Annotated in this window: 11 protein-coding genes and 1 pseudogene; 2 read left to right on the forward strand and 10 right to left on the reverse strand. The window is 75.3% G+C overall.

Features of this window, described 5'->3' with window-relative positions; translation table 11 throughout:
* From KVT14_RS18615 to KVT14_RS18625, 3 genes and pseudogenes are all read right to left on the reverse strand, one after another.
* Positions 1-708: pseudogene (locus tag KVT14_RS18615) on the reverse strand (hypothetical protein); the annotation flags it as partial.
* A gap of 176 nt (positions 709-884) precedes the next feature.
* Positions 885-1,997: an NADH:flavin oxidoreductase/NADH oxidase gene (locus KVT14_RS18620; RefSeq protein WP_217617040.1), complete on the reverse strand. Its 1,113-nt coding sequence runs from the start codon at positions 1,995-1,997 to the stop codon at positions 885-887.
* Positions 1,998-2,099: 102 nt separating this feature from the next.
* Positions 2,100-3,065, reverse strand: a complete 966-nt coding sequence (locus KVT14_RS18625; protein ID WP_217617032.1) for a nuclease-related domain-containing protein — start codon at positions 3,063-3,065, stop codon at positions 2,100-2,102.
* Positions 3,066-3,175: 110 nt separating this feature from the next.
* Between KVT14_RS18625 and KVT14_RS23625 the strand changes: the two genes are divergently transcribed.
* Together KVT14_RS23625 and KVT14_RS18635 are read left to right on the forward strand one after the other, a co-directional pair.
* Positions 3,176-3,418: a VOC family protein gene (locus tag KVT14_RS23625; protein ID WP_217617041.1), complete on the forward strand. Its 243-nt coding sequence runs from the start codon at positions 3,176-3,178 to the stop codon at positions 3,416-3,418.
* A gap of 193 nt (positions 3,419-3,611) precedes the next feature.
* Positions 3,612-5,483, forward strand: a complete 1,872-nt coding sequence (locus tag KVT14_RS18635; RefSeq protein WP_217617033.1) for an HNH endonuclease signature motif containing protein — start codon at positions 3,612-3,614, stop codon at positions 5,481-5,483.
* A gap of 118 nt (positions 5,484-5,601) precedes the next feature.
* On the opposite strand, the gene KVT14_RS18640 is transcribed toward KVT14_RS18635, so the two are convergent.
* From KVT14_RS18640 to KVT14_RS18665, 7 genes are all read right to left on the reverse strand, one after another.
* The gene (locus tag KVT14_RS18640; RefSeq protein WP_217617034.1) at positions 5,602-6,156 is read right to left on the reverse strand and encodes a hypothetical protein; all 555 of its coding nucleotides are present in this window, start codon (positions 6,154-6,156) and stop codon (positions 5,602-5,604) included.
* Positions 6,153-6,275: a hypothetical protein gene (locus tag KVT14_RS23040; RefSeq protein WP_256448076.1), complete on the reverse strand. Its 123-nt coding sequence runs from the start codon at positions 6,273-6,275 to the stop codon at positions 6,153-6,155. The genes KVT14_RS18640 and KVT14_RS23040 overlap by 4 nt, the downstream gene beginning before the upstream one ends.
* Before the next feature lie 241 nt (positions 6,276-6,516).
* Positions 6,517-8,238, reverse strand: coding sequence for an ABC transporter ATP-binding protein (locus KVT14_RS18645; protein WP_217617035.1), 1,722 nt, complete (start codon positions 8,236-8,238; stop codon positions 6,517-6,519).
* Positions 8,235-9,311, reverse strand: a complete 1,077-nt coding sequence (locus KVT14_RS18650) for an ABC transporter permease (RefSeq protein ID WP_217617036.1) — start codon at positions 9,309-9,311, stop codon at positions 8,235-8,237. The genes KVT14_RS18645 and KVT14_RS18650 overlap by 4 nt, the downstream gene beginning before the upstream one ends.
* Before the next feature lies 1 nt (position 9,312).
* The gene (locus tag KVT14_RS18655; RefSeq protein ID WP_217617037.1) at positions 9,313-10,446 is read right to left on the reverse strand and encodes an ABC transporter permease; all 1,134 of its coding nucleotides are present in this window, start codon (positions 10,444-10,446) and stop codon (positions 9,313-9,315) included.
* 73 nt (positions 10,447-10,519) lie between these two features.
* Entirely contained in the window at positions 10,520-12,187 is a 1,668-nt protein-coding gene (locus tag KVT14_RS18660; RefSeq protein WP_217617038.1) for an ABC transporter substrate-binding protein, read from the reverse strand.
* 251 nt (positions 12,188-12,438) lie between these two features.
* On the reverse strand, positions 12,439-14,156 hold a 1,718-nt coding region (locus KVT14_RS18665), incomplete at its 5' end, for a choice-of-anchor G family protein (protein ID WP_217617039.1).

Genomic DNA, 14,156 nt, shown 5'->3' on the forward strand with positions numbered 1-14,156 from the left:
GGGGGCACCGGCCGTCGGGTCGGTGGTCGTGGCGGCAGGGGCGGCCGGGCCGGCGACGTCGGCGACGGGCGCGGCGGGGTTCGCGGCGGTCGGCGGCTCGGCCGGGGCGCCGGGGGCGTCGCCCGGGACGAGCGCGTCGGTCACCGGGGTCAGCGGGTCGAGGACCGGCGCCAGCGCACCGGCGACGGGCGACAGCGCCCCGGTGAGCGGGGCCGTGACCGGGGCCAGCGCGTCCGTCACGGGCGACAGCGCCGCGGAGACGGGGGCGAGTGCCCGGGTGACCGGGGCGAGCGCGTCCGTCACCGGGGCGACCACCTCGGTGACCGGCGCGACGGCGTCCGCCACCGGGGTCACGGCGTCGGCGACGGGCGCGGCGGCGGCCACCACGGGCGCGGCGGCCTCGGTGACCGGCGCGACCACGGGTGCCACGGCGTCCACGACGGGTGCCGCGACCTCGACCACGGGGTCCGCGGCTGCCGCAACGGGAGCCGCGGCGGCCTCGATCGGCGGCGCGACGGCAGCGGTGACCGGCTCGATCACCGCTGCGACCGGCTCCGTCACCTGCTGCACGACGCCGGCGAGGGCGTCCAGCGGCCCGGGGGAGTCGTCCGCCGCGGCGGGGGTGGCGAGCGCGACGGCGCCGAGCCAGAGGCCCGCACCGGTCACGGCACCGGCCAGCAGCCGGCGCACCATCCCTCGTGCCGTCACGCGGTCGTCCCCGTCCGTCCGGAGCGGCCCTGAAGCGGGCCTGGTCGCGGACCAGTCGAACCCGGATGCCGGAGGCGGGCAACCGGGGGTGCGGGTGAACGGCCGCGTCCCCCCGGCGTGCCGTTCACCCGCCCCGGGCATAGCTGCAGGTCAGCGGGTGCCGGGCGGCACCCCGCTCAGCCCCAGGAGCCCCGCGCGTACTGCACCGGCCAGCCCGTCGGCTGCCCCGGCGGCACCGTCGCCGCGGCGTCTCCGGCATGCTCGAGCGTGGGCGTCTTGTCGTCCAGCGCGTGCGCGGCGCGCAGCGGCCAGTGCGGGTCGAACAGCGCCGGCCGGCCCAGCATGACGACGTCGGCGGAGCCCTCGGCTAGCACCTGCTCGGCCTGCTCCGGCGTCGTGATCAGGCCGACCGCGGAGGTCGCGATCCCGGCGGTCTCGCGGATCGTCCGGGCGGCCGGCACCTGGTACCCCGGGCCGACCGGGATGCGCGCGTGCACGTTGCCGCCGGACGAGACGTCGACCAGGTCGACGCCGTGGTCGCGCAGCCAGACCGCCACCTGCGCGACGTCCTCGACCGTCAGGCCGCCCTCGGTCCAGTCCGTGGCGGACACCCGCACCAGCAGGGGGCGGTCCTCCGGGAGCACCGCGCGGACCGCGTCGACGGTGTCGAGCAGCAGCCGGGCGCGGCCGGCCAGGTCGCCGCCCCAGGAGTCGGCGCGGCGGTTCGACAGCGGGGACAGGAACTGGTGCAGCAGGTACCCGTGGGCCGCGTGCACCTCGACGAGGTCGAAGCCGGCGTCGAGGGCGCGGCGGGTGGCGGCGGCGAACAGCGCCGGCACCGCGGCGACCTGCTCCGCGGTCATCTCCTGCGGCGCGGCGTACCCGTCGAACGCGACCGCCGACGGCGCGACGGTGTCCCAGCCCCCGGCCGCGGCGGGCACGGTCCCCGACCCCTCGCCGAACCCGCGGTAGGTCGAGGCCTTCCGGCCGGCGTGCGCGAGCTGGACGGCGACGACCGCGCCGCGGCTGCGCACGAAGTCGGTGATCCGGCGCCACGCCACCACGTGCTCGTCGCCCCAGATGCCGACGTCCTCCGGCGAGATCCGGCCCTCGGGGACGACCGCGGTCGCCTCGGCGAGCACCAGGCCGAACCCGCCGACGGCGCGGGCGCCGAGGTGCGCGAGGTGCCAGTCGGTGGGCACGCCGTCGCCGTTCGCGGAGTACTGGCACATCGGCGCCAGCCAGACCCGGTTGCGGAAGGTGGTGCCGCGCAGCGTCAGGGGGCTCATCAGGAGGCTCACGAGAGCATCGAACCGCCTGCGCGGGTCGGGTCATCCCGGCGCCGCGCCCTCGTGACGCAGGTCACATCCGGGCGGGCGGCCGCGAGCCGGTCAGCGTGCGGCGTCGAGCCAGGCCAGCAGGACGTTGCCGGCCGTGAGCAGCCCCAGGACCAGCAGCCCGAGCCGCAGCATCCCGTCACCGGCGGCGCCGCGGCGGGCTGCGGGCGCGGAGCGGTCGGGCGCGTCCTCCGCCTGGCCGGCGTGCAGCCCGGCGACGTCGCGGTTGTCCGGCTGCGCGTAGCGCGGGGTGGAGCCGGCGGGCTGCGCGCCCTCCGGCACACCGGCCCCCGGGGCGGCGGGTGCGGCGTGTGTCCCCGCAGCCGGCGCCGCGTCGGCGGGCCCGTCGGGTCGCCACACCGCGGCGGGGCGGAACACGTCGTCCACCGTCAGCTGCTCGGGGCTCGCCGCCCCGCCGAGCTCGGCGGCGAGGTACTCGGCCACGAGCGTCACGTCGTCCGCGGAGAACACGGCCGGCAGCGCGGCGAGGTGCGCCGCGAGCTGCGGCTCGCCCACCGCCGTCGCCCCGCCCCGCACCGCGGCGGGGTCCAGGTCGCGGCCGCCCAGAGACACCACGGCGAGCACGGCCCGCCGGTGCGCCGGGGCGAGCAGCGCGGTGACGGCGCCCGCCGCGTCGGCGACCGCCGCGACGTCCGCCGTCCGGCCGTAGCCCCGGTGCCGCAGCGTGCCGTCGTGCACCGTGACCTCGCCGGACCAGCGCAGCGACTCCACCACCGCGACCCCGCCGGGGCCGACGGCCACGTGCTCGACGGTCGCGTCGGTGCTGCCGGGCCGGTGCAGGTCGTGCAGCACGACCCAGCCGGCGGACTCCGCCTCGGCGAGCGCCCGGCGGGAGCCGACCGCCTCGGCGGCGTCGGTCAGCCAGGCGTCGAACCAGTCGTCGGAGCGGTCGGCCTCGGGGCGCGCCGAGGGCACGCCGGACGCGCGGCGCGCCGTTCGCCACAGCCCACGGCGGCGGGTCCGCCGCGCGGCGGGCTCGGTGCCGATCCCCTGCTCCACACGGGACCTATCGACACGTGGGGCCCCGGTGCTGAGCGGAACGGCGCATCCCGGTGCGACGGAGGGGAAGCGCCGTCCGTCGTCCGGCCTAGGATCGGCGCACGGCCGCCCTGCGCGACGTCGTCGTCGACTGCCGGCACCCCGCCTCGCTCGCGCGCTGGTGGGCGGGCACCCTCGACGGCTACCGCGTCGCGCCGTACGACGAGGCCGAGCTCGCGCGCCGGCGCGCCGCGGGGATCGACGACCCCGAGGACGACCCGACCGTGCTCGTCGAGCCGGTGGTCGCGGACCACGGGGCGTGGCTGGTCCTGGCCGACCCCGAGGGCGACGAGTTCTGCGTGTTCCCCGCCTGATCGCGCCTGTGCTGTTGCGCGCGCGTGCCATTCCGCGGGCGTCCGCGGCTGGCGTTGCCACGGCGTCGTGGCGGGATCGGGTGTCGCTCGCCGGGCGGGCGCCGAGTCCTCCACAGGTGGGTTCGTGGTGCGTCGTCCCCAGGTCGGGCTGCTCCGCCGGGGTCGTGTCGGTGGCCGTCGGTAGTGTCGTTCCATGGCATCTGACCTGCAGGAAAACCCCGACGGCGACCCGGTCGCCGCCGTCGTGCTGCCGGTCTACGGGCCCGACGGGACGTGCCTGACAGACTTCGGCCCCGACCCGGTCGCGGCGGCCGGGCGCGCGCCGCGCACGGGTGAGCAGCGGCAGGTCGAGGCGATCGCCGCGTGCCCGCCCGGACCGGAGCTGGACGCGTGGCTGCGAGGCCTGAACCTGAAGGTGCTCTCGCCGAAGATCGTGGTCGAGATCGTCGCGGCGCGGGCGCGGATGGCGGCCTACCAGCACGCGGCGATGCTGGATGCGACCGCCGAGCTCGCCCGGCGCGAGGAGATGCGGCCGGACTGGTCCCCACTGGCCGGTGCCCCGCCCACGGTGCGGTGTGTCGCCGGTGACGAGCTGGCGATGCGCCTGGGCTGGTCGCGGATGTCCGCGGTCAAGCTCGTGCACCAGGCGGTGTTCCTCGACGGCATGCTGGCCGCCACCCGCGAGGCCCTGGAGACCGGGCGGATCGACGCGGCCAAGTGTGCGGTGATCGTCGAGGGCGTGCAGGACCTCGCCTTCGAAGGCGCGCAGGCGGTGGAGGACGAGGTGCTCCCCGACGCCCACCAGTGCTCCAAGGCCCAGCTCGAGCAGCGGGTGCAGCGGGCGGTGCGGTTGGTCGACCCGGAGGGTGAGGCGGCCCGGCACGACCGGGCGCGGCGGACCCGGCGTGTGGGTCACCCGCGGTCCCGGCCGCACGGGATGGCCTCGATGTGGCTGCTCCTGGCCGCCGAGGACGCGACCCGGGTCGACGGGGTCTTGGACCACGCCGCCCGCGCCGCCAAGGCCCTCGGAGACGGCCGGACCCTCGACGAACTGCGCGCGGACGGGCTGCGCGACCTGGTGGTCGGCGACGTGCCGGCCTCGGACGGGCCGGCGTGCGAGGTGCGGTTGGACCCGCCGGCACCGGTGGTGCCGAAGCCCCGGCGCTCGGCGGAGCACCTGACCACCACCAGGTTCAGTCTCGTGCCCCACCCGCCGGTCGACCCGGTCCCGACCGGCACCCTCGTCCCGCTCGACGCCACCACCCTGGAACCCGCGGCAGGCGCCGCACCCACACCGCTCCCCGCGCCCGACGCTCCGCCGGGGCTCGGCGTCCCGGGCGTGCCCGCGGCCGCGCACCCGGACACCGCGGCACCCGCCGCTACCACTGCGTCGACCGCGCCCTCACCCGACGCTGCGCCTACCGCGCCCGGCACCGAGACGATCGCGTCCGTCGCCGCGCCGGCCGGCACCGCCCTCGCCACCGCGCGTCGTGGCTGCACCCACTGCGCCGGGCGCCCCGGCGCCGAGGTCCGCGTCACCATCAACGCCTCCACCCTGCTCGGCCTGGACGACCAGCCCGCCGACCTGGACGGGCACGGCCCGATCGACGCCGTCCGCGCCCGGGCCCTGGCCGCCGGCGGGGTGTGGCGGCGACTCGTGACGGACCCGGTCACCCGCCGACTCCTGGATGTCGGGCGTGAGCGGTACCGGCCCCCGGTGGCGCTGGACGAGTTCGTGCGCACGAGGGACGGGACCTGCTCGGCACCCGGCTGCACGGTGCCGGCCTGCCGCTGCGAGCTCGACCACACCGAGGAGTTCCACCCTCGACCCGGCGACCCCGGCGACCGTGATGTGCCCCTGGGCCGTACCGACGCGGACAACCTCGGACCGGTCTGCCACCGCCACCACCGGCTGAAGACCGACGGCGGCTTCCGGCTCCGGCAGATCGAGCCCGGGCTGTTCGAGTGGATCACCCCCACCGGCCACCGCTACCTGACGCGTCCCGGCACCGGGCAGTCCCACGACGCCACCACCGACCCCTATGACGCACCACCCCCGTTCTGACGCATCGCGACGCAACGGCTGCCTCCGTCGGCTGCCCGGCCGTGAGCGGCGCAGCTGGAGCAGTGGCTGGGATCGAGTCAGTCGGGGTCGGCAGGCGGCCGGTTCGCAGGACGGCGCCCTACCGGAGTCGTCGCCGCAGCCAGCGCAGGGCGGCGTGCCCGTGGACCCGCTGGAACTCCCGCAACGTCGGGATACGGATGCTGTCTGCTCGGAGGTCCGTGTGGACGGTGCTGTCGCCGTCGAGGGCGCGCACACCGGCGTCGGCGAGCGCGACGAGGTCGGCGAGGCGCTCGGTCACCCAGATCGGCAGGTCCGCGGGCGGATCGTCGGCCACGCGCCGCCACCCGTCGAGGCTCGCGGCCAGGTCGTCAGCCGCGCGGGGCAACCCGATCGGTGGCGAAGCCGCGAGCGTCGTCGACAGGTGCGACAGCGCCTGCAGCACGTTGTCGACCTCGTTCCTCACCCGCGGGACCTGGGGGTTGCGGCCGGGCACGTCCTCGAGGACGAGGGCCACCCAGTCCCCGTCGTCCACGCTTCCGACCAGACGCGGGACGTGCCGGGAGACCGGCAGCTGCGAGCAGACTGCGATCTCGCGCCGGTGGAGTCCCGGCGTGTCCGCGTTCTGCGCCGTGCTGACCGCCTTGACGAACGCCCGGGTGCCCGAGCGCGTCACGACGCGGTCGGCCGTGCCGGGGAGAAGCCGCCCGGCTGGGAGTGCGCAGGCACGACCGGCGCACCGAGGATCTGCTCGACCGCGGCGTGGACGTGCTCGGGCAGGTCGGACCAGAGCAACCGCGAACCAGTGGCAGTGGGTACGAACGCCATCGTGGAGGCGAGCGACCCGCCTCCGGGCGGTTTCGACGGGGTCGACCTCGGACCGGTGTGCAGCCGCCACCACCTCCCGACGACCGACGGTGGCTTCCGGCTCCGGCAGGTCGGGGACGGACACCCCGAGGGGCGCGCCCCCGGGGTGTCCGGGAGCGCGCCCCTGCGGGTGCTGCGGGTGCGGCGGGTGCGGCGGGTGCCGCGCGGGTCAGGCCAGCGCCCGCCACGCCTCGCGCCGCCGGGCCTGCTCGTCCGGGTCCGGGACGGGGAGGCTCGCCAGCAGCCGCCGGGTGTACTCCTCGCGGGGCGCGCCCAGCACCTCCTCGCCGGTGCCCTCCTCGACCAGCCGGCCGCGGTGCAGCACCGCGATCCGGTCGGCGAGCAGGTCGACCACCGCGAGGTCGTGGCTGATGAATAGGCACGCGAAGCCGAGCCGCTCCTGCAGCTCCGAGAACAGCTCGAGCACCCGCGCCTGCACCGAGACGTCGAGCGCCGAGGTGGGCTCGTCGGCGATCAGGAGCTCGGGGTCGAGCGCGAGCGCCCGGGCGAGCGACGCGCGCTGGCGCTGGCCGCCGGACAGCTCGTGCGGGAACCGGTCGCCGTAGGACCGCGGCAGCTGGACGGACTCCAGCAGCTCGTCGACCCGCGCGCGGGCGGCGCGGGCGTCGCGCGCCCGGCCGTGCACGACCAGCGGCTCGGCCACGCACTCGGCGATGGTGAGCAGCGGGTTGAACGACGTCGCCGGGTCCTGGAACACGAACCCGATGCGCGGGCGCACGGGCCGCAGGGCGCGCTCGCGCACCCCGTTCATCTCCAGCCCGAGCACCTGCAGCGACCCGCCGGTGACCCGGGTCAGGCCGGCGATCGCCCGCCCGATCGTGGTCTTGCCGGAGCCGGACTCGCCGACCAGGCCCACGACCTCACCGGGCCGGATCGCGAGCGAGACCTTGTCGACCGCCCGGAACCCGGGCTGCCGGAGCCGGCCCGGGTAGACGATCTCCAGGTCGCGCGCCTCGACGACCGGCGCCTGCTCGGCCCAGCCCGCGGGCCGGGCGGCGGCCCGGGCGCGGGCGTGCGCGCCACCGCCGCCGATCCGCGGCACGGCGTCGAGCAGCGACCGGGTGTACGCGTGCTGCGGGGAGCCGAACAGGTCGCGCACCGGCGCCTGCTCGACGATCTTCCCCTGGTACATCACGGCGACGCGGTCGGCGAGGTCGGCGACCACGCCCATGTTGTGCGTGATGAGCACGATGGCCGCGCCGAACTCGTCGCGGCAGCGCCGGAGCAGGTCGAGGATCTCGGCCTGCACGGTCACGTCCAGGGCGGTGGTCGGCTCGTCGGCGATGATCACGCCGGGGTCGAGCACCAGCGCCTGGGCGATGACGATGCGCTGCTTCTGCCCGCCGGAGAACTGGTGCGGGTAGTGGTCGATCCGGCGCTCGGGGTCGGGGATGCCGACGCGGCGCAGGATGTCGACGGCCTTGGCCCGGGCCTCGGACCGGCTGATCTTCTGGTGGGACCGCAGGCCCTCGATGATCTGCCAGCCGATCGGGTAGACCGGGTTGAGCGCGGTGGACGGCTCCTGGAACACCATCGCCGCGTCCCGGCCCCGCACCTGGCGGAGCGCCGAGCCGTCGAGGGCGACCACGTCGCTGCGGACGGCGCCGTCCCGCGAGGACAGCACGACCGCGCCCCGGGTGGTGGCGGTCGACGGCAGCAGGCCCAGGAGGGTCTTGGCGGTCACCGACTTGCCGGAGCCGGACTCGCCGACCACGGCCAGCACCTCGCCGGCCGCCACGCTGAGCGAGACGCCGTCGACGGCGCGGACGTCGCCCGCGTCGGTCGCGAACGACACCGACAGGTCGGTGATCTCGACGACCGGCTCGGCCGTGGCGCCCTGGTGCGGCGTGGTGTCGATGCGTGCGGTCATCGGGCCGCCTCCGTCCCGGGCTCGAGGCCCTCCAGGCCGCCGGGGGCGGACAGCGCGCCACCGGGGACGACCGAGGTCGCGGCGACGTCGCCGGTCACGTCGGCCGACGCGCGGCGCGTGCGCAGCCGCGGGTCCGCCAGGTCGTTCAGGGACTCGCCGACCAGGGTGATGCCCAGGACGGACAGCACGATGGCGAGGCCCGGGAACACCGAGGTCCACCAGATGCCCGACGTGACGTCGGCGATGGCGCGGTTGAGGTCGTAGCCCCACTCGGCGGCCTGGGTCGGCTCGATGCCGAACCCGAGGAAGCCGAGCCCCGCGAGGGTGAGCACGGCCTCGGACGCGTTCAGCGTGATGATCAGCGGCAGCGTGCGGGTCGCGTTGCGCAGCACGTGCTTGGTCATGATCCGGGTGTTGCTCGCGCCGATCACGCGGGCCGACTCGACGAAGGCCTCCGACTTGATCCGGATGGTCTCCGCGCGCACGACCCGCAGGTACTGCGGCGTGAACACCACGGTGATCGAGAGCGCCGCGGCGAGGACGCCGCCCCACATGCTCGACTGGCCGCCGCTGATCACGATGGCCAGCACGATGGCGAGCAGCAGGGACGGGAACGCGTACACGGCGTCGGCGACGACGACGAGCACCCGGTCGAGCCAGCCGCCGAAGTAGCCGGACACGAGGCCGAGCAGCACGCCGATGACCAGCGAGGCCGCGATGGCGATGATCATGACGAGCAGCGCGGTGCGCGACCCGTAGATCACCCGGGACAGCACGTCGAAGCCGCCGACGGTGGTGCCGAGCCAGTGCTCGGCCGAGGGCGGCTGCTGGGCGCCGAACGGACCGTCGGCGTCGCGCAGCTGGTTGAACCCGTACGGCGCGAGCAGCGGCGCCAGCAGGGCGGTGAGGACCAGCAGGCCGGTGAGCACCAGGCCGGCGATCAGCATGCCGCGCTGGAGGCCGACGCTCTGGCGGAGCTGGTGCACGACGGGCAGCCGGCGCCAGCCGCGCCGGGCGGGGGCGGCGGGGGTGGCCGGAGCCGCCTCGGGGGCGGTGGCGGGGGTGGTCGCCATGTCAGTACCTCACCCTCGGGTCGATGAGCGCGGCGATGACGTCGACGAGGAAGTTCGTCACGGCGACGATCACGGCGAGCAGCACGACGATGCCCTGCACGGCGACGAAGTCGCGCGCCTGCAGGTACTGCGACAGCTGGAAGCCGAGGCCGCGCCACTCGAAGGTCGTCTCGGTGAGCACGGCGCCGACGAGCAGCATCGCGACCTGCATGCCGACCACGGTGATGATCGGGATGAGCGCGGGCTTGTACGCGTGCTTGCGCAGCAGCCGGGACTCGCGGACGCCGCGCGACCGGGCCGCGTCGACGTAGCCGGAGCCGAGGGTGCCGATGACGTTGGTGCGCACGAGCCGCAGGAACACGCCGGCGGTGAGCAGGCCGAGCGCGATGGCCGGCAGGACGGCGTGCTGCAGGACGTCCGCGACGACCTCGCCGTTGCCCGTGCGGATCGCGTCGATCAGGTAGATGCCGGTCGGGTCGTCGAGCTGCCGCATCTCGATCTCGGAGCGGGTCGACGCGCGCCCGGACACCGGCAGCCAGTCGAGCTGCACGGCGAACACGAGCTTGAGCAGCAGGCCGGCGAAGAACACCGGCGTGGCGTAGCAGGCGATGGCGAACACGCGCAGCACGGCGTCGTGGAACCGGTCGCGGAAGTACGCGGCGAGCAGGCCGAGCGGGATGCCCACGACGAACGCGACGAGCAGGGCGTAGAACGCGAGCTCGAGGGTCGCGGACCCGAAGGTGGTGAGCACCTCGGTGACCGGCCGGCTGTCGCTGAGCGTGGTGCCGAAGTCGCCCCGCAGGATGTTGCCGAGGTACTCGCCGTACTGGACGAGGATCGGCCGGTCGTAGCCGGCCTGGTGGATCCGCTCGGCGAGCTGGTCGGCGGGCAGGCGCCCGCCCTGGGCGGCCGTGATCGGGTCGCCGGTCGCGCGCATCAGCACGAAAACGACGGTGACCAGGATGAACACGGTCGGGATGATCAGGAGGAACCGCACGAGCAGGTAGCGGCCGAGCCCGCCGCCGGCGCCCCGGGTGCGGGGCTCCTTGCGGCCGGGCGTCGCGCCGCCCCCGGCGGCGGTCGCGTCCGCTGCGCCTGTGGGCTGCAGCGGACCGGTGGTGGAGGTGGAGGTCATCTCTTCTTCCCGGTGACGCCGCGGCGCGGGCCGCTCGGGTGAGCGGCCCGCGCCGGGCGTGGTGTCGGTCGGATCAGCCGATGGCGAGGGCGCCGTAGCGGAACTTGAACGAGGCGTCGAGGGTGTCCTCGGCGCCGGTCACGTCCGCCCCGACGACGGCCACCTGGGCGCCCTGGAGGTACGGCACCGTGGACAGGTCCGCGGCGACGGCGTCCTGGATCTGCTCGATGAGCCCGGAGCGCTCGTCGGCGTCGGTGGTGACGGCCTGCTGGAGGATCAGGTCGTTCACCTCCTGGTTGTCGTAGTGGTTGCCCAGGAAGTTGTCCGTCAGGAAGAACGGCGTGAGGTAGTTGTCCGCGTCCGAGTAGTCCGGGAACCAGCCGAGCTGGTAGGCCGGGTACACGTCCGAGGTGCGGTCCTTGGCGTACTGCACCCACTCGGTGGTCTGCAGGTCGACCGTGAACAGGCCGGTGGACTCGAGCTGGTCCTTGATGAGCGCGTACTCCTCGCCGGAGGACGGGCCGTAGTGGTCGTTGCTGTACTGCAGCGACAGCTGGACCGGGGTCTCGACGCCCGCGGCCTCGAGGCGCTCGGCCGCCTTGTCGGCGTCCGCGCCGCCCTCGCCGTCGCCGTACAGCGGCTTGAGCGACTCGGTGGCGCCGGTCAGGCCCTCCGGGACGTACGAGTACAGCGGCGTGTAGGTGCCCTTGTAGACCTGGTCCGCGATCTCCTCGCGGTCGATCAGGTCGGCCACGGCCTGGCGGACGGCGAGCGCCTTGGCCTCGTCGGCCTCCGGCGTCGTCGCGCCGTACGGCTGCGTGTTGAAGTTGAACGTGATGTAGCGGATCTCGCCGCCGGGGCCGTCGACGACCTTGACGTTGTCGTCGCCCCGCAGGTCCTCGATGTCGGTCGCGGACAGGCTGCGGAACGCCACGTCGACGTCGCCCTGCTGGACAGCCAGCTTCAGGTTGGACGCCTCGGCGTAGTACGTGACGGAGACCTCCTGGGTCTTCGCCTCGCCGAGCAGGCCCTGGTACTCCGGGTTCGCCTCGTACGACACGAGGTCGTTCTGGCTGTAGCCGGTGATGGTGTACGGGCCGGCGAACGACTGGCCGTCGACGATGTCGGCGTCCGGGGTCAGCGCGTCGGCCGCGAAGACCTCCTCGTCGACGATCGGGCCGGCGGGGCTCGACAGGATCTGCGGGAACACCTGGTCGTCGGGGGACTTCAGGGTGAAGACGACGGTGGTGTCGTCCGGCGCCGCGACGCTGTCCAGGTTGTAGAGCAGCGAGCCCGGGCCGTTGCCGTCGTCCGCGCCGGACTCGAAGATCGCGAGCTGGCGGTCGAACGTGAACTTCACGTCGGAGGACGTGAGGTCGTTCCCGTTCGCGAACGTCAGGCCCGACTTCAGGGTGACCGTGTACTCCGTCGGCGAGGTGAACTCGGCCGACTCGGCGATGTCCGGCTCGACGTCCGGGCTGCCGTACGGCGTGTTCATGAGGAACGGGTACACCTGGTTCATCACGGCGAACGAGCCGTTGTCGTAGGAGCCCGCGGGGTCGATCGTCGTGATCTTGTCGGTCGTGCCGATCAGCAGCGAGCCGCCGCCGGAGCCGCCGCCGTCCGACGTGTCGTCGCCGCCGCCGGAGCCGCCGCCGCACGCGGCGAGGACGAGGGCGGTGGCGGCCAGGCCGGCCGCGGAGACGATGCCGCGCCGGCGGCCGAGGGGAACCGCAGTCATGCGTGTACCTCTTCCCTGAAGGAGGTCCAGCCGGGGCGCGGCCGCCCGGGGTGACCCGGCGGCGCGTCCCCGGCCGCGTGGGGGATGGTCGCGTGACCACGGGCGCGTTCGCGCGCCCGTGACGTGGGTCATAGGAGTAGCACAGGATCTGAGATTTTCGAACATTCCCGTGTTACGCGCACATTTCGGGATCGAAAAGGTGCAGGTCAGAGCGCCGCGGTGCGATTGTTACCGGTGCGTAGGAACGATTCTCAGCCGATAAAGCCGACCGGCTGGTAGGCCATGGGTCCGGCCGCGGAGACGCCGAAGGCCAGCCAGGCGGTGCGGGTCGCGCTGACCGCCCCGACGCGCAGGGCCGTCACGCCGAGCTCGCCGGCTTCGAACGCCACCCCGGGCGTGCGAGCGCCGGCCTGGTCCGGCTGGACGTTGACCTGCGCCGACAGCACGGACGGGAGGTTCGTCAGCGCCGGCTGCAGCGTGCCGGTGGCGGTCCCGACCGCGGCGGTGAACGTCCCGAACGGCGGCGTCGGCGTCGTGGTGGAGGTGCCGTAGACCGTGCTCGCCAGGGCGGTGGCCACCGCCGACCGCAGCTGGGCGGTGCCGGTCGCGGAGGTGAGCGCGTTCCGGACCGAGGTGCACGAGGCGGCGGTCAGCAGGCCGCAGGAGTTGTTGACGCCGACGACCACGGCGACGGCGCCCTGCTGGTCGCGGAGCTGGTTGAGGGTCCCGGTGAACGTCACCGAGGAGGGCTCGGCGGCGAGGCCGAGCAGCGTGATCGGCGTGGACACGGTCAGGGTCGCCGTGCTGCTCGCGAGCGCGGTCGACACCGCGGTCAGCACGGACGTCCGGTAGGCGGGCAGGAGGGTCCCGACCGCCGACGACGCGGCGCTCATCACCGCGGCGGTGAGCACCTCGGAGTTCGCGGGCCGCCCGTTGACGCCCTGGGTGGTGCTCGTGAGCGCGGCCAGGTCGACGGTCATCCGCCCGGTGGAGAGGTCGAGGCGCACCGGGCCGCCGGCGCCGAGGGTCTGCCCGGTGAGCGCCGCGACGGCGGAGGGGACGTTCACCGGCACGCTGAGCGTCAGCGTGCCGGTGGAGGCGCCCGGCGTCAGGAGGTTCAGCAGCTCCTGGTTGCTGCGGTAGACGGCGTTGACGGTGGTCGCGGCGGTGGCGGCGACCGAACCCGTCCCGGTGCCGGTGATGGCGGCCTGCGCGGCGGTGGCGGCGGCGGTCGCGCTCGTCGAGGCGGCGCGCAGGGCCGTGCTGTCGGCCTCGAGGCGGAGCGCGGAGACGCCGTAGGCGCGGGTGGTCGACGGCCGGGAGATGCAGGCGTCGCGGACGGTGGTCGACGCGACGGTCCCCGGCACGAGGCGGAGGCCGGTGAGGTCGGCCGCGGGCGCGGCGCCGATCCCGGTGCTCAGCGCGCCCGCGGTGACGAGCGCGCGCACGTCGACGGTCGCGAGGTCGGGCAGGCCGGACCCGGCCGCCTGCGTGGCCGCGTTCAGCACCCCGGCCGTCGAGACGGCGCCGGAGCCCCCGACGGCGGCACCCGTGCTCGCCGCGCGGCCGTACTGCTGGTTCTGCGCGGACGTGACGGTGCCGAAGGTGACGGCGTTCCCGAGGGTCGTCGACGTCGACTGCAGTGCGGCGGCCGCCACCGGCGCCACGTAGGCGTCGGAGCCGAGCGGGGCCGCCCCGGCCGGGGTCGCGCTGACCGCCGAGCCGGTCTGGGCGACGCGGAGCGGCGCGACCGCCGCGGTGCCGGAGGTGCTGCCGGTGCCCACCGCGCCCGCGACCAGCTGTCCGCGGGCCGCGGTGCGGTAGAGGCCGGCGTCGCACCAGCTCGCGCGGGTGCCGAGGCTCCCGGAGACGTGCTCGCGGTCCACCCAGGCGGCGTCGGTCAGCCCGACGTGGGTCGCGCCGGCGTGCACCCCGAGCGCGGCGGCGACGCCCGCGGCCACGGCCGCGG

It is taken from the genome of Cellulomonas sp. GbtcB1 (assembly GCF_019091725.1).
In the GTDB taxonomy this organism is placed as follows: domain Bacteria; phylum Actinomycetota; class Actinomycetes; order Actinomycetales; family Cellulomonadaceae; genus Cellulomonas.